The organism is Rhodobium gokarnense (genome assembly GCF_025961475.1).
Lineage (GTDB): Bacteria > Pseudomonadota > Alphaproteobacteria > Rhizobiales > Rhodobiaceae > Rhodobium > Rhodobium gokarnense.
Genome location: NZ_JAOQNS010000009.1, coordinates 53,441 through 71,472, shown reverse-complemented (window position 1 = coordinate 71,472; position 18,032 = coordinate 53,441). Strand labels below are relative to the sequence as shown.

The window sequence follows — 18,032 nt, the reverse complement described above, 5'->3', positions numbered from 1 at the left end:
GCATCCGGCTCGCCTCAATGACGGAGCACCGGCGCCGCGCCCGACCGACGGGACCGTGAGCACCTCCGGCTCCAGCGACACCCATTACCGGGAGATCCCCTTCATGACCGCCGACTACACCGTCAAGGACATTTCGCTCGCCCCGTGGGGCCGCACCGAGATCACCATCGCCGAGACCGAGATGCCGGGCCTGATGGCCTGCCGCGAGGAATACGGCGCGGCGCAGCCGCTGAAGGGCGCCCGCATCGCCGGCTCGCTGCACATGACGATCCAGACCGCGGTGCTGATCGAGACCCTGAAGGCGCTCGGCGCCGACGTGCGCTGGGCCTCGTGCAACATCTTCTCCACCCAGGACCATGCCGCCGCCGCGATCGCGGAAGCCGGCGTGCCCGTCTTCGCCGTCAAGGGCGAGACGCTGGAGGAGTACTGGGACTACGCCGACAAGATCTTCGACTTCGGCAATGGCGAGACCGCCAACATGATCCTCGACGACGGCGGCGACGCGACCCTGATGGTCATCCTCGGCGCCAAGGCCGAGAACGATCCGTCCGTCCTCGCCAACCCGTCGAACGAGGAAGAGGAGGCCCTTTTCGCCACCATCAAGCGGCGGCTTGAAAAGAACCCGGGCTGGTTCTCCAGGATCCGCGACTCCCTCAAGGGCGTCTCGGAGGAGACGACCACCGGCGTCATGCGGCTCTACCAGATGCAGGAGCGCGGCGAGCTGCCGTTCCCGGCCATCAACGTCAACGACTCCGTCACCAAGTCGAAGTTCGACAACCGCTATGGCTGCCGCGAGAGCCTCGTCGACGGCATCCGCCGGGCGACCGACGTGATGATGGCCGGCAAGGTCGCGGTCGTGTGCGGCTATGGCGACGTCGGCAAGGGCTCGGCCCAGAGCCTGCGCGGCGCCGGCGCCCGGGTCATCGTCACCGAGATCGACCCGATCTGCGCCCTGCAGGCCTCGATGGACGGCTTCGACGTGCAGACCCTGGAGAATGCCGCGCCGCAGGCCGACATCTTCGTCACCGCCACCGGCAACAAGGACGTCATCACCATCGACCACATGCGGGCGATGAAGGACATGTCCATCGTCTGCAACATCGGCCACTTCGACAACGAGATTCAGGTCGCCTCCCTGAAGAACTTCAAGTGGACCAACATCAAGCCGCAGGTCGACCTGATCGAGTTCCCGGACGGCAAGCGCATGATCCTCCTGTCGGAGGGCCGGCTGGTCAATCTCGGCAACGCCACCGGCCATCCGAGCTTCGTCATGAGCGCCTCCTTCGCCAACCAGGTGCTGGCGCAGATGGAGCTGTGGAACAATGACGGCAAATACGAGAACCAGGTCTATGTGCTGCCGAAGGATCTCGACGAGAAGGTCGCCCGGCTGCACCTGAAGAAGCTCGGCGTCACGCTGACCGAACTGACCGACGAACAGGCCTCCTATATCGGCGTCGGCAAGTCCGGTCCGTTCAAATCCGATCACTACAAATACTAGGGTTTCCGGCGGCAACGCCCGCTCTGCGTTGAAACCAAAACGCTTTTCCGGCCCCGGCCGCGGCATCACCCGATCGCCGCGGCCGGCTGCGTTCCGGGCGCGGCCATATTCGCGGCAAAGAATGCCCTTCGTTCTCCTTATGGACTCTTACGGCTGACCTCCCAATCCGGTTATGGTGGATCGAATCGGCGGCCTTGAGGCTGGGGCGCCGGCTCGTTTCATCAGGTGTCACGTCTTGCAAAGACCGAAGGCGGCGAAAGGTCTTTCCATATGCCGAAACATGGCGGGAGGCGTCGGGGGAACTCCTCGCGACAATCCGGGTCACCGCACCCGGCCCTGAAGGTCCTGCCGCTCGCAGCCTGTTTTCTCCCGATAACCGCCGCCAGGGCCCAGGACCTGGCGCAGCGCTTTCCGACCCAGCTCGGCTCGCTGGAAGTGCTGTGGATCGTCTCGCTGCTCGGTGCGCTGACCTTCGCCGTGTTCAGTGCGGCGATCCTGATCCGCAACCGGCGCCGGGCCGAGGAGGATATCGCCCGCCTGGAGCGCGGCATCGCCGACTTCCAGGCGAGCGTCGAACAGGCCGAGGCGCTGCTCGACACCGACGACCAGCGCAACGTCATCTGGCACCGGTCGACCGGCAAGCCGACCGTGATCGGCAGCCTCGGCGGCGGCTCCGGCGCGCCGGAGAGCCCGGCCGCCTTCCTGGCCTTCGGCACATGGCTGACGCCCGATGCCGCCACCCGGCTGGAGCACGCGCTCGCCGACCTGCGCGATGACGGCGAAGGCTTCGCGCTCACCGTGACGACGACCAGCGGCGGCCTCGTGGAAGCCGTCGGGCGCACCGCCAGCGGCCGCGCCATCGCCCGTTTCCGGGACCTCACCGGCGAGCGCCAGGCGCATGCGCTGATGGTCGCCGAGCACGAGAAGCTGACCAGCATGGTGGAGACCATGCGGGCGCTGCTCGACGCCATGCCGAACCCGTGCTGGATCCGCAATCCGGACGGCAGCTTCCTGTGGGTCAACGAGGCCTATGCCGAGGCCGTGGAGGCGCCGAACCAGGTCCAGGCGGCGCGGGCCGGCAACGAACTCCTCGACGGTGCGGCGCGCAAGCTGATGGAGGGCCACCACGCCACCGACCCGGTGTTCCGCAAGCGGCTGCCGGTGGTGGTCGCCGGCGACCGCAAGCTGTTCGACGTCCTCGACGTCGCCGGCGACGAGGGCCAGGCGGGCATCGCCATCGACGTCAGCGAACTGGAAAAGATGCAGGCGGACCTGCGCCGCACCCTCGACTTCCACGCCCGCACCCTCGACGAACTGGCGACCGCCGTCGCCATCTTCGGCGCCGACCGGCGGCTCACCTTCTACAACGCCGCCTATCGCGACCTGTGGGGCCTCGACCCGGCGTTCCTGGAATCGGCGCCGGAGGACAGCGCCATCCTCGACCGGCTGCGCCAGGACCGCAAACTGCCGGAGCAGGCTGATTTCCGGTCCTGGAAGAAGTCGATCCTCGATGCCTATCGCGAGGTCGGGGCGATCGAGCACTGGTGGCACCTGCCGGACGGGCGCACGGTGCGCGTCGTCGCCAACCCGCACCCGCAGGGCGGCGTCACCTATGTCTATGAGAACGTCACCGAAAAACTCGACCTGGAGAGCCGCTACAACGCCCTCATCCGGGTGCAGCGGGAAACCCTCGACAATCTCCAGGAAGGCGTCGCCGTGTTCGGCTCCAACGGGCGGCTGCGGCTCTGGAACCCGTCGATCGTGGCGATCTGGCGCCTCGACGAGACGACGCTGGAGGACCGCCCGCACATCGCCCAGGTGATCGAGCAGTGCCGGCGCATCCATGACGACGCGCCGACCTGGCAGCGGCTCAACGCCACCGTCACCGGCTTTGCCGAAACCCGCACCCCGATCGCCGGGCGCATGGAGCGCGGCGACGGCACCGTCGTCGACTACGCGACCCTGCCGCTGCCGGACGGGGCGACGCTGGTCACGTTCGTCGACGTCACCGACACCGTCCATGTGGAGCGGGCGCTCGTCGACAAGAACGAGGCGCTGCAGCAGGCCGACGAGCTGAAGAACACCTTCATCCAGCACGTCTCCTACGAGCTGCGCTCGCCGCTGACCAACATCATCGGCTTCGCCCAGCTCCTCAATGACCCGAAATTCGGCGAGCTCAATGACAAGCAGCAGGAATACACCGACTATATCCGCTCCTCGTCGGCGGCGCTGCTGGCCATCATCAACGACATCCTCGACCTGGCGACGCTCGATGCCGGGATCATGGAACTGCACCTCGGCGAGGTCGACATCGGCGAGACGGCGACGGCCGCGATCGAGGGCCTGCAGGACCGCATCCGGGAGTCGGAGATCCGCATTACGACCGACATCCCGGACGACATCGGCCACTTCACGGCCGACGAAAAGCGCATCCGCCAGGTGCTCTACAATCTGCTCTCCAACGCCATCGTCTATTCCGACCATGGCGGGCTGGTCGAGATCATCGCCCGGCGCAGCGGCGAGGGCGTCAGCCTGACCGTGCGCGACCATGGCTGCGGCATCCCCCAGGACTTCATGCCGAACGTCTTCGACCGCTTCGTCAGCCGCACCACCGGCAACCGCCGGCGGGGACCCGGCCTCGGGCTTGCCATCGTCAAAAGCTTCGTGGAGGCGCACCGGGGCGTCGTCGACATCGCCTCGCGCGAGGGCGAGGGAACGACGGTGACGTGCCTGTTCCCTTTTGAGCCGGCGCCCGGCCATGGCGATGCGAGCCCGGCGGCGATCGCGGCACCGGACGGAACCGCGGCAAACGGCGTCCCGGCGGCCGGCGCCGGGCGCTCCTGACCGAAGATAGGAGCCGATGGCGGACAGCGACGACGTCACCATCCTCATTGCCGACGAGGCGGCGCTTTGTCTCCTTGCCGAGGACGTCGCCATGGCGCTCCGCAAGGGCGACGTGATCGCGCTTTCCGGCGATCTCGGCGCCGGCAAGACGACCTTTGCCCGCTACGTCCTGCGCGCCCTTGCCGACGATCCGGAGCTTGAAGTGCCGAGCCCGACCTTCACGCTGGCGCAAGGCTATGATTTCGGCCGGCTCACCGTCACCCATTTCGACCTCTACCGGCTCGCCGATCCGGACGAACTGGAAGAGGTCGGCCTCGACGAGGCGATGCTGACGGGGGCCGCGCTCATCGAATGGCCGGACCGGGCCGAGGGGCGGCTGCCCGTCGACCGGTTGGAGCTTTCCCTGGAAGAACGCGACGATCCGAACGCCCGCATGGTCACCCTTTCGGCCCCCTCCGGAAGCTGGAAGACGCGGCTGGAGCGCAGTCTTTCCCTGCGCCGGTTTCTCGACGATGCCGGCTGGACCGCAGCGGTCCGCCGATTCCTGCAGGGCGATGCCTCGACGCGCAGCTACGAACGCATCCGGCGCGATAGCCAAAACGCCGTTGCCATGAACGCGCCCGCCCAGCCGGACGGCCCGCCGGTCCAGGACGGCCTCCCCTACAGCCGCATCGCCCATCTCGCCGAGGACGTCCGGCCGTTCGTTGCCGTCGGCGAAACGCTGCGCGATGCCGGGTTTTCGGCACCTAGGGTGCTCGCCGCCGACCTCGATGCCGGTTTTTTGCTCCTTGAAGACCTCGGCACCGAGGGCGTCATCGATGCGGCCGGCCCGATCCCGGAACGCTACCTGGCCGCCGTCGAGGTGCTCGCCGCTCTGCACGGGCGCAACTTGCCGGAGGAGATCGCGCTTGCCGACGGCACCAGCCATCGCGTGCCGCCCTTCGACCGACGGGGGCTCACCATCGAGATCAGCCTTCTCATCGACTGGTACTTGCCCCATGTCACCGGCGCCCCGGCCGACGCGGCGACACGCCAGGCCTTCTTTGCCGCCTGGGAAGAGCCCTTCGCCGCGCTGGAGGCGACCGAGTCGAGCTGGGTGCTGCGCGACTTCCATTCGCCCAACCTGATCTGGCTGCCGCAGCGCAAGGGCATCGCCCACATCGGCCTCCTCGACTACCAGGACGCGCTGATCGGTCCGGCCGCCTATGACGTCGCCTCGCTGACCCAGGACGCGCGCATCACCGTGCCGGAGGCGCTGGAGGTCGCACTCCTCGACCGCTACATCGCCCTGCGCCGGAAGCAGGACCCCGGCTTCGACGAGCCCGCGTTCCGCACCGCCCATGCGATCGCGGCGGCGCAGCGGGCGACCAAGGTGCTCGGCATCTTCGCCCGGCTCAACGACCGCGACGGCAAGCCCGACTACCTGAAGCATTTTCCACGTTTGAAAAACTATTTGAAACGATCGCTCAAACACCCCGTTCTCTCAGCCGTGCGGCTCTGGTATGACAGCGTCCTCCAATCGGACCTGAACGGCCCCTCCGGTTCCTGAGAGCATAAAGAATGGTGTCCCCCAGCACTCCGTTTCGCCCGACCCGGGCGATGATGCTTGCCGCCGGTCTCGGCAAGCGCATGCGGCCGCTGACCGCGACCACCCCGAAGCCGCTGATCGAGGTCGCCGGCAAGGCGCTGATCGACCACGGGCTCGACCGCATGGCAGCCGCAGGCATCACCGACGTCGTCGTCAACGTCCATTACCTGGCCGATTTCGTCGAGGTGCACGTCTCGCACCGCAGCGTGCCGAAGCCCGTGATCTCCGACGAGCGCCGGCAGTTGCTCGACACCGGCGGCGGGCTCAAGAAGGCTCTGCCGATGCTTGGGCCGGAGCCGTTCCTGCTGATGAACTCCGACAGCTTCTGGGTCGAGGGGGCGACGCCCAATCTGGAGCTCCTGATCGAGGCCTGGGACGAGGCGCGCATGGACGCGCTGCTCTTGCTCGCGCCCATGGTCAACGCCTTCGGCTATGACGGCCATGGCGATTTCTTCATGACGCCGAACGCCGAAGTGCGCCGGCGCAAGGAGCGCTCCGTCGCCCCCTTCGTCTATGCCGGCGTCGCCATCCTCCACCCGCGGCTCTTCGAGGGCGCGCCGGACGGCCCGTTCTCGCTCAACACCCTGTTCGACAAGGCCATCGAGGCGGAGCGCCTCTTCGGCGTGCGCATGGAAGGCATCTGGCTGCATGTGGGAACGCCAAAGGCGATCCGCGAAGCCGAAGCCGCGATCCTGGAGAGCGCGCTGTAGGGGCGGCTAGGCCCCGAGGTTGTCGTCATCGCGAACGAGCGTAGCGAGTGCGGCGATCCAGAGCCACTTGCTCTGAGTATTCGGCCCCTGGATTGCCACGCGCGCTGCGCGCACTCGCAATGACATCGCGTTGGTACTCTGTCGTCATGCCGGGCGGAGCGCAGCGCAGACCCGGTATCCAATGCCCACCTCAACACGGCAGCCCGTTGAGGGTCTTGCCGCAGACCAGCATTCGCGCGGCTTCCCCTTCCATCACCACGCGGCATACCGTGCGGATCGGGACAATAGGCCCCGGGTCTCCGCTTCGCTCCGCCCGGGGTGACGGCTGAGTGAGAGGCGCCGCCGGTTTGTCCCCATCGATTCCACAATCTATCCACAGCCGATCCCTCCCGAATCCCCGTTCCATCCCCATCGCTATCCCCTTTTGTGTGCCCCTTGGCGCGCGTACCATCCGGCGAGGGATTCGGCGACCGTGACGCCGCGCGGTTGCCATGAGCTAAGGACGGGACAGACATGGCCGGAGAACAGGGACCGACGGGCGGCGACTGCGGAGCGAGGCCCCGCGTCCTGACGATCCCGCCCGAGTCCCCGTTCCTGCCGACGCTGGTGCGCGGGCTCTTCTCCGGCGAGCTGGTTCCCGGCTTCACGCTTGACGACGATCCGCTGGCGCTTGCCGATGTGCGCATCTTCGTGCCGACCCGGCGCGCGGCGCGGGCGCTTCGGGGTGTCTTCCTCTCCGAGCTCGGCGGCCGGGCGGCTATCCTGCCGCGCATCACGCCGATCGGCGACGTCGACGGCGAGGACGACATCGACGAGGCGACGCTCGCCGACGAGACGGCCCTGCCACCCAATATCGGCGATCTGGAACGGCGCCTCGTCGTCTCCCGGCTGGTGCTTTCCTGGACCGAGCGGGTCGCGCGGGACCTGATGCCCCATATCGAGGGCGAGATCTCGATCCCGGCTTCGCCGGCCGACGCCGCGCGGCTTGCCGACGACCTCATCCGGCTCATGGACCAGGTGGCGACCGAGCGCGCCGACTGGCATCGCCTGTTCTCGCTGGTGCCGGAGGACTATGCCCGCTACTGGCAGATCAGCCTGGAATTTTTGAAGATCGTCACCGAGCACTGGCCGGCCTATCTCGCCGAGCGCGGGCTCGCCGATCCCGGAATGCACCGCGACCGGGCGATCGAGACCGCCGCGCGGCGCCTGCGCGACCACCCCCCGACGGGTCCGGTGATTGCCGCCGGCTCGACCGGTTCGGCGCCGGCGACCGCAGATCTCCTTGCCGCCATCGCGCATCTGCCGAACGGCGCCGTGGTGCTTCCCGGCCTCGACCGGCGATTGGGGGACGATGCCTGGGAGGCCATCGGCGACCGGGAGGCGGAGGCCGCGGCCCCGAGCCATCCGCAATTCGGCATGCGGCAACTGATTGCCCGCATCGGCATCAGGCGAGAAGACGTCGCGGCGCTCGGACCGGAGAACGGCGATGCGGATCGGTCCACGCGCATGCGGCTCGTCAACGAAGCGCTGCGACCCGCCGAGGCGACGGAAGGCTGGCGCGACCTCGGAATTGTCGACGCGGACATCGCCGATGCCTTTGCCGGCGTTGCCCTTATCGAGGCGCGGGGCGAGGAGGAAGAGGCGCTCGCCGTCGCCATCGCGCTTCGCGAGGCGGTCGCGGAGAAGCAGACCGCCGCGCTCGTCACGCCGGACCGCGTGCTGGCCCGCCGGGTGGCGCGGCACCTGCTGCGCTGGGAGATTTCCGTCGACGATTCCGCCGGCCGGCCGCTTTCCGGCACGCCGCCGGCGGTGCTGGCCCGGCTGCTCGCAGACCTCGCCCTTTCCGGCTTCGATCCGGTGACGCTGCTTGCTGTTTTAAAACACCCCCTTGCCCGCTTCGGGCTGTCCGCGGAGGACCTCAGGCATGGCACGCGGCTGCTGGAAATCGCGGTCCTGCGGGGCCCGCGCACCCGCGACGGCAGTGCCGGCCTCTGCGCCGCCGTCGCGGCCCTGAAAGCCGGGCGGGAGGCTCCACAGCGACACCGTCATCGCGCCGTGTGCCGGCTCTGCGATGCCGACTGGGACCGGATCGCCGATCTGGGCGCGCGCATCGCCGAGGCCCTGTCGCCTTTGGAAGCGCTCGGCCAAGGCCCCGTCAGCGTCGGCGATCTCGTCTCCGCGCAAATCCAGGTCCTCAACCGGGTCCTTTGCGATGACACGGGCGCCCTTGCCCAGCTTGCAGATCCCGCCGCCGGCACGCGGCTCGCCGGGTTCCTCACCGAGCTCTCAGAGCTCGACGTCACCGACTTTCCCGTCGCTGCTTCCGACTGGCCGGCGCTCTTGCGCGCGCTGATGGACGGCATCGCTGTCAGGCCCAACATCCCGGCCGACCCGCGCATATCCATCTGGGGGCCGCTGGAAGCGCGGCTGCAGAGCGTCGACCGGCTGGTGCTTGGCGGGCTCGTGGAGGGCGACTGGCCGGCCGCGACGCGCTCCGATCCCTGGCTGTCGCGGCCGATGCGGCGCGACCTCGGGCTGGAGGCGCCGGAGCGGCGGATCGGCCTGGCCGCCCACGATTTCGCGCAAGGCTTCGGCGCGCCGCGCGTGGTCCTTTCCCGGTCGCTGCGCAAGGAGGGCGCGCCGAGCGTTGCCTCGCGCTGGCTGCAGCGGCTGCGCGCCGTCGTCGGCAAGGAGGCGGACGCGGCGATGACCGCGCGGGGAGAGACGTATCTGACGTTCGCGCGCGGCCTCGACGGCAGTTCGGACGCCGCAAGGCCCGTCGTCCGGCCGGAGCCGGCGCCACCGCTCGCCGCGCGGCCTGCCAGTCTTTCGGTCACGGAGATCGAGACGCTGATCCGCGACCCCTACGCGATCTACGCAAGGCATGTGCTCCGCCTCGATCCCCTGGACGAGATCGGCGGAGTCCCCGACCTTGCCGAGCGCGGTACGGTGCTGCATGCGATCTTCGCCGATTTCATCCGCAGCCGCGTAGCGGCGACGCCGCTCGATGGGACGGCTTTGGACGCGTTGATGGAAATCGGGCGCCGGCACTTTGCGGAGCTGGAAGTCTTTCCCGACATCCATGCCCTCTGGTGGCCACGCTTTTCGCGCATCGCCGGCGCCTTCCTCGACTGGGAGCGCGCGCGGGCGTCGACGCTTGCCCGCTCCTTCGTGGAGATCGGCGGTTCTATGGAGATCGCGCTACCGGACGCCGCGTTCCGGTTGCGCGGCCGGGCCGACCGGATCGACGTCCTTGCCGACGGGCGGCTGGCGCTGCTGGACTACAAGACCGGCACCCTGCCCTCCGGCAAGCAGGTCGATGCGCTGCTTTCCCCGCAATTGCCGCTGGAAGCGGCGATGGCCGAGCGCGGCGGGTTCGACGGCCTTCCCGCCGGAACCGTCGCGGAGATCGCCTATGTAGCGCTGAAGGACGCGCGGGCGGTCGACTTTTTCCAGTCCCGCGGCCGGGACGGCGATGCGGAAGCGCTCGCGGCACAGGCCGTCGCCCAACTCGCCGCCCTCGTCGCGCATTATCGGAACCCGGCGACCGGCTATCGTTCTCGCGCGCGGCCGATGTTCGAGCGGCGCTTTGCCGGCGACTACGACCATCTGGCGCGGGTCGCCGAATGGTCGCTCGGCGGAGGGGACGAGGCATGACCAGCGCGATCCCCGCCGACACCCTTGCCCGCCAGGCCCGCGCCTGCGACCCCTTCGCGTCGGCCTGGGTCGGCGCCAATGCCGGGTCCGGCAAGACCTTCGTGCTGACCCAGCGCGTCGTGCGGCTGCTCCTTGCCGGCATCGATCCGGGGCGCATCCTCTGCCTCACCTTTACCAAGGCCGCGGCGGCGGAAATGGCGACCCGCGTCTTCGACCGGCTCAGCGGCTGGACCCGGCTCGACGACGCAGCGCTTGCCGAAGAACTCGAAAAACTGGAAGGCCGGCGCCCCGGCCGCGAGGGTCTGGTCCGCGCTCGACGCCTCTTTGCCCGGGCGCTGGAAACGCCGGGCGGCCTGAAAATCCAGACCATCCATGCGTTTTGCGAGGCGCTGCTGCACCAGTTTCCGCTGGAAGCCAACGTCGCCGGCCATTTCGAGGTGCTCGACGACCGCGGCCAGGCCGAGCTTCTGGCCGAGGCGCAGGCGTCCCTCCTCCACCGGACAGCCGAGCAGCCCGAGGGCCGGCTGGCAGACGCCCTGCAGACGGTGATGGCACGGGCGAGCGACTGGAGCTTTCAGGAGGCGATTGCCGAACTTGTGGCGAAACGCGAGACCCTGTCGCGCTTCATCGCAGCGTCCGGCTCGCTCGACGCGGGGATCGCCGCGCTCGCCGCAGATTTCGGGCTTGAGTCCGGCCAAACGCCGCGCGCCATCGCGGCAGAGGCCGACCAATCGCAGGCGTTCTCGTCCGGGTTCCTCGCCGGTCTATTGCCGGAGCTTGAAGCCTCCGACAAGGCGACCGATGCCAAGCTTCTGGACCGCCTCAGGGCCGCCCTTGGCGAGCACGATCCGGAAGCCAAACTCGCAGCGTGGACGCAGGTCTTTTTCACGCAGAACGAAAGCCCGCGCACGGCAAGGGGATTCGCCACCAAGGCGATCAAGGACGTCTTTCCCGACCTGGAAGAGCGGCTGGGGGCCGAGTGCGAGCGGCTGGGGGACGTCCTCGACCGGTATCGCGCCGCGATCACGGTGGAGGCGACCGCCGCGATCTCCCGGCTCGCGGAGGCGGTCATCGCCCGCTACGAGGCCAGGAAGGCCGCCCTCGGGCTCCTCGACTTCGATGACCTCGTCTCGCGCACCGCCGACCTCCTCTCCTCGTCGGAGGCCGCGCGCTGGGTGCAGTACAAGCTCGACCTCGGCCTCGATCACGTGCTGGTCGACGAAGGCCAGGACACCAGCCCCCGGCAATGGGACGTCATCACCCAGCTCGTCGGCGACTTCTTTTCCGGCGAAGGGCGGCGCGAGCGGCCGCCGACGGTCTTTGCCGTCGGCGACGAAAAGCAGTCGATCTATTCGTTCCAGGGCGCCGCCCCCCGCCTCTTCGGCGAAAAGCGCAAGGCCTTCGGGCGGGCGGCACGGGACGCCGGCCTCGCCTTCCATGACGAGCGGCTGAACCTGTCGTTCCGGTCCTCGCCCGATGTGCTCGCCGCCGTCGATACGGTCTTTGCCGCGCCGGAACACCATGAAGGGCTATCGGAGCCGCCCGCCGCGCCGATCCACGAGGCGATCCGGCGGGGCGATCCGGGCCTCGTCGAGGTCTGGCCGCTGATGGAGGCGGAGACCGTCACCGAACCGGAGGACTGGACCGAGCCGCTCGACCATGAGGGCCCGGCGGAGCCGGCGCGGCGATTGGCCGAGCGCATCGCCGACACTGTCGCCGGCTGGATCGCCTCCGGCGCGCGGCTGGAAGGCACGGGACGGCGGATTACCCCCGGCGACGTGCTGGTGCTTGTGCGCAAGCGCGGGGCCTTCGTCGATGCGCTGAACCGGGCGCTGAAGGACCGGCAGGTGCCGGCCGCCGGCTCCGACCGGCTTGCCGTCACCGACCACATCGCGGTCATGGACCTGATCTCGCTCGGCCGCGCCGCGCTCCTGCCGGCCGACGACCTTTCCCTTGCCGAGGTGCTGAAAAGCCCGCTCGTCGGCTTCGACGAAGAGACCCTCTTCGACCTTGGCCACGACCGGGATGCGAGCCTTGCCGAGGCCCTGTTCGCTCGGCGCAAGGAGCCGCAATTCGCCGCGGGCCACGGGCTGCTTGCCCGCGCCATCGGCCGGGCCGACCGGGTGCCGCCTTACGAGTTCTTCGCCGACATCCTCGGCCCCTTCGGCGGGCGGGCGAAATTCCGCGGCCGGCTCGGCGCAGAGGTCGACGAGGTGCTCGACGCGTTCCTGGCGCTGGCGCTGTCCTTCGAGGAAACCCAGACGCCGAGCCTTCAGGGGTTCCTGTCGTGGCTGTCGCTGACGCCGACCGAGATCAAGCGCCAGCAGGATTCTGTCGCGCGCGAGGTGCGGATCATGACCGTCCACGGCGCCAAGGGGCTGGAGGCGCCGGTCGTCTTCCTCGTCGATCCCGCTTCCGCGCCGTTCAGCCATGCCCACGCGCCGAAGATCCTCCAGCGCGAGCTGACGGTCGGCGGACGCAGCATCGAGGCACCGGTGTGGACGCCCGGCAAACCGGCTTCGACGGACTGGCACCGGGCCGCCATCGATGCCTACAAGGGCGACCAGGAGGACGAATACCGCCGGCTCCTCTATGTGGCGATGACGCGCGCGCGCGACCGGCTGATCGTCTGCGGCTATCGCGGCACGCGGACGCCGCCGGACACCATCTGGCACCGGGTCATCGAGGCATCGCTCTCGCCGGAGGCCGAGGAGATCCGGGATACCGAGGGCGCGGTGACCGCCTGGCGCTGGCGCAAGATTGACGCGCCGCCCCGGGAAGCAACCGGCGACGAGGCGGAGGCAGTGCCTGCCGTGCCGCGGCCCGACTGGTTGACGACGCCCGCTCCGCCGCCGCCGCGCATCCGACCGCTCGCGCCCTCGCGCGCCTTCGGCGGCACCTCCGCGCCGCCCGCGGATGAGAACAGGCTCTCCCAGGAAGCGATGGCGGCCGCGCTTTCGCCCGGCATCGACGCGCTGCAGCGCGGCCGGCTGGTCCATCTGCTGCTGCAGCACCTGCCGGGGCCTGCCGAAGAAAGGCGGCCGGAGATGACGGCAAAGATGCTCGAGAAACTCGCGCCGGATCTCGGGGAGTCCGACCGGGCGGGGCTCATCGCGGAGGTCTTTTCGGTCCTCGACCATCCCGACTTCCGCCACGTCTTTGCGTCCGAGGGACGGGCCGAAGTCGCCATCGTCGGCACGCTTCGGACCGATGGCGGCGAGACGCTCTCGATCTCCGGCCAGATCGACCGTTTGATTGCGACGGACAACGCCGTGCTCATCGTCGACTACAAGACCAACCGGGAGGTGCCGGGCGATTCGGCGATCCCGGAGGACTATGTGGTCCAGCTCGCGCTCTACCGGCATGTGCTGTCGGCGCTCTATCCGGGACGCACGGTCCGCGCCGCGCTCCTGTGGACCGCCGGTCCGGCGCTTGTCGAACTCGAGGCGGCGCGGCTCGATGCCGCGCTCCAGCGGCTCAGAGCCGGGGGATCCGGCGAAATCCTTTCCTGAAGATCGCGCTTTTTCGGAAATGCCCGTGCTTGACGCTCCGGTCCGGCGTTCTTACTTTCGAACCAACTAATGAGCGACATGCCTCGCGCATGATGCAAGCCATGAAAGAAGGACACCCATGACGACCGAAAAAATCACCGATTCGACCTTTGAGGCCGACGTCCTGAAATCGTCGGAGCCGGTTGTCGTCGACTTCTGGGCCGAATGGTGCGGCCCGTGCAAGATGATCGCGCCGGCGCTTGAGGAAATCGCCACCGAGATGGCCGGCAAGGTCAAGGTGGCGAAGCTGAACATCGACGAGAACCCGAACACGGCGATCAAATACGGGGTGCGCTCCATCCCGACGCTGATCCTGTTCAAGGACGGCGAGCCCGCCTCCATGCAGGTCGGCGCCCAGCCGAAGGGCCGCCTCCTCGACTGGATCAACGGCGCCGTCTGATCCCGGCTTCCAGTTCAGCCTGTCGCTGCCCGGGCCGGCCCGCCGACCCGGGTTTTGCCGTGTCTTTTTGTGGCCAAACCTTGACGGAGGCGGGCCGAGACCGCATATCGCGACCCGGATATTCAACAACGGACGGGCTCATACGCCGACACCGCTTAAAGAGGGCTCCGGACGCGGACCCCGAAGAGGACTGCAATGAGTGACGAGACGGGAAAGACCCCCGAGACCGAGGCTGCGGACGACACCGCCGCGCAGCCGGAGGCGGATGCGGCCGATCCGGCCGCAGCGCTCAGCGAGGAAAACGCCAAGCTGAAGGACCAGCTCCTTCGGACCCTGGCGGAGATGGAGAACCTGCGCAAGCGGACCGGCAAGGAGCTGCGCGATGCGCGCGACTACGCCGCCTCCAGCTTTGCGCGCGACATGCTGACCGTCAGCGACAACCTGCGCCGGGCGCTCGATGCCGTCGGCGCGGAAGCGCGCGAGGGCGCCGATGCGGCGTTCTCGGGTCTGCTTGAGGGCGTGGAGATGACGGAACGGGACATGCTGAAGACGCTGGAAAAGCATGGCGTCAAGAAGCTCGACCCGGCCGGCGAGAAGTTCGATCCCAACCTGCACCAGGCGATGTTCGAGGTGCCGAACCCCGACGTGCCGAGCGGCACCGTGGTGCAGGTCGTGCAGTCCGGCTACGTCATCGGCGAACGCGTGCTGCGCCCGGCGATGGTCGGCGTTGCCAAGGGCGGCCCCAAGGCGCCGAAGCCGGAAGCGAGCGAGGCCCCCGCGGAAGCAGCGAACGACGCCGGTGCGCCGGAGAGCGGCGAGGCCAATGAGAGCCCGTCGGCCGCCGGCCCCGGCGCGACGGTCGACAAGATGGCCTGATCCGGCGTTCGGCCTATTCGATCAAGAAGGGCGCTGCGGCAATCGCGGCGCCCTTTGTTTTTTCCTTGAACGGATCGATGGCGGCGAGGCCGTACTGGATTGCTTCGCTGCGCTCGCAATGACGGTAGAGAGATTTTCCTCGTATTTTCAACGTCATTGCGAGGAGGCCGACAGGCCGACGCGGCAATCCATAGGGCGTTGGCAGCGGGCTCCGTGTTAACTTGGGGCGTGCCCCGCGTGCCCATCACTCAGCCGTCACCCCGGCCCCCGAGCCGGGGCCTATTGTCCCTGCCAACGCGGTATGCCGTTTGTTGAGAGCACTTGGCCTTGGCGTGCGTCACATCAAGAACCGCGACGGGCTACCGCGTCGAGGTGGGCAATAGGCCCCGGATCAAGTCCGGGGTGACGGAAGAGGGTGTGGCGGTCACCGGGGTCACTCCTCAAATGCCGCACTGGATCGCTTCGCTGCACTCGCAATGACGGTAGAGAGATTTTCCTCGTTTTTTCAACGTCATTGCGAGGAGGCCGTAAGGCCGACGCGGCAATCCATAGGGCGTCGGCAGCAGGCTCCGTGTTAGCTTGGGGCGCACCCCGCGTGCCCAACACTCAGTCGTCACCCCGGCCCCCGAGCCGGGGCCTATTGCCCCTGCCAACGCGGTATGCCGTTTGTTGAGAGCACTTGGCCTTGGCGTGGGTCACATCAAGAACCGCGACGGGCTACCGCATCGAGGTGGGCAATAGGCCCCGGATCAAGTCCGGGGTGACGGAGGAGGGTGTGGTGAGCGTCGGGACCACCCTCAAACGCCGCACTGGATCGCTTCGCTGCGCTCGCGATGACGTCGTTTGGGCGACTCTCGGCCGGTCACCGTCCTCCGGCGCCGGTCGGGATCTCCCTGGTCGCCTGTCCGAAATTGGAGCCGAAGATGGCGGCGGCGCCGGCCAAACCCGATGAGTTGCCGACCACCGTGTTCGGCACAAGCTTGCCGACGATCTGGACGAGTTCGGGTTTCCTCTCCAGGCTGCCGAGCACCTTGTCGAGGGCCTGCAGGAGCGCAACCCGGTCCTGGCCGAGGACGTTGGCCTGGGCCATCTGGCCCTTGGCGAGTTCTTCCAGGAACTTGCGTTCCGCGCGGCCCAAAGCCTCGCGCTCCTGTTCGCGCTGGTTGGCGACCTTGACGGCGATCTGGGCCTGGACGAGGCGGGGCTGCTCGTTGGCGGTGGAGCGGGCCTGCTCGGTCTCGATGCGCTTCTGCTGGGCCGCCGTCTCGCGGTCATAGGCCTTGGAGAGCTGGTCGGCGAGCTGGACCCGCAGGCGCGAGACCAGGAGCTCCGGCGGGATCGCCGGCTCGCCGAGGCGGATCTCGCGGATGTCGACGCCAGCCTTGTCGCCCTCGATCTTGATCTTGGCCTCGATCGTCTCCTCCAGCGCCTCGCGGTTCTCGATGAGGTCGAGGACGCGGGTCGGCCGGACCTCGTATTCGATCGGCACGGCGATGCCGCCGCCCTCCTCCTTGATCGGCACGCGCACGGTGGAGCCGGCGACGTTGCGCACGATGGACCTGATCGCAGGCGTCAGGATGCGGTTCTCGATCTCTTCCAGACCGCCGACGGAGCCGACGACGATCGGCGCGTGGTCGGGGCTGACCTGGACGAGGGCGCGCAGCTCCAGCGGGATGTCCCAGCCTTCGACCTTGACGAAGACGGCCTTGTCGGCGGCGTTCGGCGGGATCGCCTCGGTGACCTGGCGCTCGACCTGCTGGATGTTGCCCTCCTGGTCGACGGAGAGGTCGATGATGCGCTTGACGTAGCCGCCCTTGTATTCCCAGGTCTGGACCCGCACGTCGACCAGCGTCACCTCATAGGCCTGGCGGTTGAGGTAGTAGGCGCCGGGGAGAAGCGGCTCCTTCCAGATGCCGACGCAGCCGCGGGGCACCAGCGGCACGGTCAGCGCGCCGCGGGCGGCGTCGGTCGCGACCACCTCCTCATGGCAATCGATGCCGGGCGCGGCGACGTTCGACTTGACGACGCCGACGAACCCCTTGGGGATGATCGTCGCCTCGGTCGCCTCGGTGACGCGCACGTCGAACAGGTAGCGGTTGAGGCGGTAGCGGCCGGGCTTCAGGACCGTCTCCTGCGGTCCCTTGTAGCCGCCGGAGGTCAGGAACGTCTTGGCGTCCAGCATGCCCTCGGTCTTGTCGTCCGGGAAGGCCGGCGCGATGTACATGCCGCTCGGCATCGGCAGGCCGTCATTGGCCTTGATCTGCCCGTAGTAGCCCTCCGGGACGGTCAGGACCTCGAATTCCTCATAGTCGTAGAGGACGCGCACGAAGGGGATGAAATGGAAGCCGGGGCCGAGGATATCCGCCTGGGGACCCTTTTCGCCCTCCAGCGCGACGATGCGGCCGCGCGGCAGCTCCTCGAAGGCATAGATGCGCTTCAGGTGGCCGACGCCGTCCGGGTCGACATAGACGAAGGAGGTGGAGGCGAGGAGGAAGAGGCCGACGGCGGCGAGCACGATGCCGAGGCCGCGGCGCCCGAGGGCGGCAAGCGTTCGTCCGAGCCGTCCCTGGGAGGTGGTTGGCTGGGTCGTCGATCCGCCACCGCGAAACAAGAGGTAGATGCCCACGCCAAGGGCCAGAAATCCGATAACGACGCCAACCATAGGGTCCCTCCACCCGGGTGTTTCGGAAGTGCAGGGAGCCTAGCCGGTTTATTCCGCCAAAAGAACCGGCCTTTGGCGGGCTTTGCGATTTTTTGATTAAGAACAGCGGTGGCAGCGCGCGGCGCTGCAATTTCGCCGTGCCGCCTGGCGCCGCGCGGACGGCGCTATGCCGTCATCGGCACGCGACGAAAGGGACGCTCGCGGCAATTGCGAGCGCCCGTTCCTTCAAGAAATGTCCTGTCGCAA

Annotated in this window: 10 protein-coding genes; 8 read left to right on the top strand and 2 right to left on the bottom strand. The window is 68.3% G+C overall.

All coding sequences use genetic code 11. The features are described from left to right. Window positions 1-103 precede the first annotated feature (103 nt). From ahcY to grpE, 8 genes are all read left to right on the top strand, one after another. Window positions 104-1,498 (top strand): adenosylhomocysteinase, encoded by a 1,395-nt coding sequence (gene ahcY, locus M2319_RS15675; protein WP_264602532.1) that lies wholly within the window; start codon window positions 104-106, stop codon window positions 1,496-1,498. Window positions 1,499-1,768: 270 nt separating this feature from the next. Beyond that, window positions 1,769-4,342 (top strand): sensor histidine kinase, encoded by a 2,574-nt coding sequence (locus M2319_RS15670; RefSeq protein ID WP_264602404.1) that lies wholly within the window; start codon window positions 1,769-1,771, stop codon window positions 4,340-4,342. 16 nt (window positions 4,343-4,358) lie between these two features. Then, the gene (gene tsaE, locus M2319_RS15665; protein WP_264602403.1) at window positions 4,359-5,891 is read left to right on the top strand and encodes a tRNA (adenosine(37)-N6)-threonylcarbamoyltransferase complex ATPase subunit type 1 TsaE; all 1,533 of its coding nucleotides are present in this window, start codon (window positions 4,359-4,361) and stop codon (window positions 5,889-5,891) included. Between the two features lie 11 nt (window positions 5,892-5,902). Beyond that, complete coding sequence (locus tag M2319_RS15660) at window positions 5,903-6,640, top strand: nucleotidyltransferase family protein (protein ID WP_264602402.1); 738 nt, start codon at window positions 5,903-5,905, stop codon at window positions 6,638-6,640. 513 nt (window positions 6,641-7,153) lie between these two features. Next, window positions 7,154-10,297 carry a double-strand break repair protein AddB gene (addB, locus tag M2319_RS15655; protein ID WP_264602401.1) on the top strand — a complete coding sequence of 1,048 codons (3,144 nt, stop codon included), beginning with the start codon at window positions 7,154-7,156 and terminating at the stop codon, window positions 10,295-10,297. Beyond that, entirely contained in the window at window positions 10,294-13,809 is a 3,516-nt protein-coding gene (gene addA, locus M2319_RS15650; protein WP_264602400.1) for a double-strand break repair helicase AddA, read from the top strand. The genes addB and addA overlap by 4 nt, the downstream gene beginning before the upstream one ends. Window positions 13,810-13,927: 118 nt before the next feature. Then, window positions 13,928-14,248: a thioredoxin TrxA gene (trxA, locus tag M2319_RS15645; RefSeq protein ID WP_111436642.1), complete on the top strand. Its 321-nt coding sequence runs from the start codon at window positions 13,928-13,930 to the stop codon at window positions 14,246-14,248. A 195-nt stretch (window positions 14,249-14,443) separates the two neighbouring features. After that, window positions 14,444-15,124 (top strand): nucleotide exchange factor GrpE, encoded by a 681-nt coding sequence (gene grpE, locus M2319_RS15640; RefSeq protein ID WP_264602399.1) that lies wholly within the window; start codon window positions 14,444-14,446, stop codon window positions 15,122-15,124. A gap of 13 nt (window positions 15,125-15,137) precedes the next feature. Here grpE and M2319_RS15635 read toward each other — a convergent pair whose 3' ends face one another. Next, window positions 15,138-15,281, bottom strand: coding sequence for a hypothetical protein (locus tag M2319_RS15635; RefSeq protein ID WP_264602398.1), 144 nt, complete (start codon window positions 15,279-15,281; stop codon window positions 15,138-15,140). Between the two features lie 705 nt (window positions 15,282-15,986). After that, window positions 15,987-17,786 (bottom strand): SPFH domain-containing protein, encoded by a 1,800-nt coding sequence (locus tag M2319_RS15630; RefSeq protein WP_264602397.1) that lies wholly within the window; start codon window positions 17,784-17,786, stop codon window positions 15,987-15,989. Window positions 17,787-18,032: the final 246 nt, after the last annotated feature.

Bases quoted from the DNA above. Each gene is read 5' to 3' on its own strand.
- ahcY (WP_264602532.1), top strand. From the start codon at position 104: ATGACCGCCGACTACACCGTCAAGGACATTTCGCTCGCCCCGTGGGGC.
- M2319_RS15670 (WP_264602404.1), top strand. From the start codon at position 1,769: ATGCCGAAACATGGCGGGAGGCGTCGGGGGAACTCCTCGCGACAATCC.
- tsaE (WP_264602403.1), top strand. From the start codon at position 4,359: ATGGCGGACAGCGACGACGTCACCATCCTCATTGCCGACGAGGCGGCG.
- M2319_RS15660 (WP_264602402.1), top strand. From the start codon at position 5,903: ATGGTGTCCCCCAGCACTCCGTTTCGCCCGACCCGGGCGATGATGCTT.
- addB (WP_264602401.1), top strand. From the start codon at position 7,154: ATGGCCGGAGAACAGGGACCGACGGGCGGCGACTGCGGAGCGAGGCCC.
- addA (WP_264602400.1), top strand. From the start codon at position 10,294: ATGACCAGCGCGATCCCCGCCGACACCCTTGCCCGCCAGGCCCGCGCC.
- trxA (WP_111436642.1), top strand. From the start codon at position 13,928: ATGACGACCGAAAAAATCACCGATTCGACCTTTGAGGCCGACGTCCTG.
- grpE (WP_264602399.1), top strand. From the start codon at position 14,444: ATGAGTGACGAGACGGGAAAGACCCCCGAGACCGAGGCTGCGGACGAC.
- M2319_RS15635 (WP_264602398.1), bottom strand. From the start codon at position 15,281: ATGACGTTGAAAATACGAGGAAAATCTCTCTACCGTCATTGCGAGCGC.
- M2319_RS15630 (WP_264602397.1), bottom strand. From the start codon at position 17,786: ATGGTTGGCGTCGTTATCGGATTTCTGGCCCTTGGCGTGGGCATCTAC.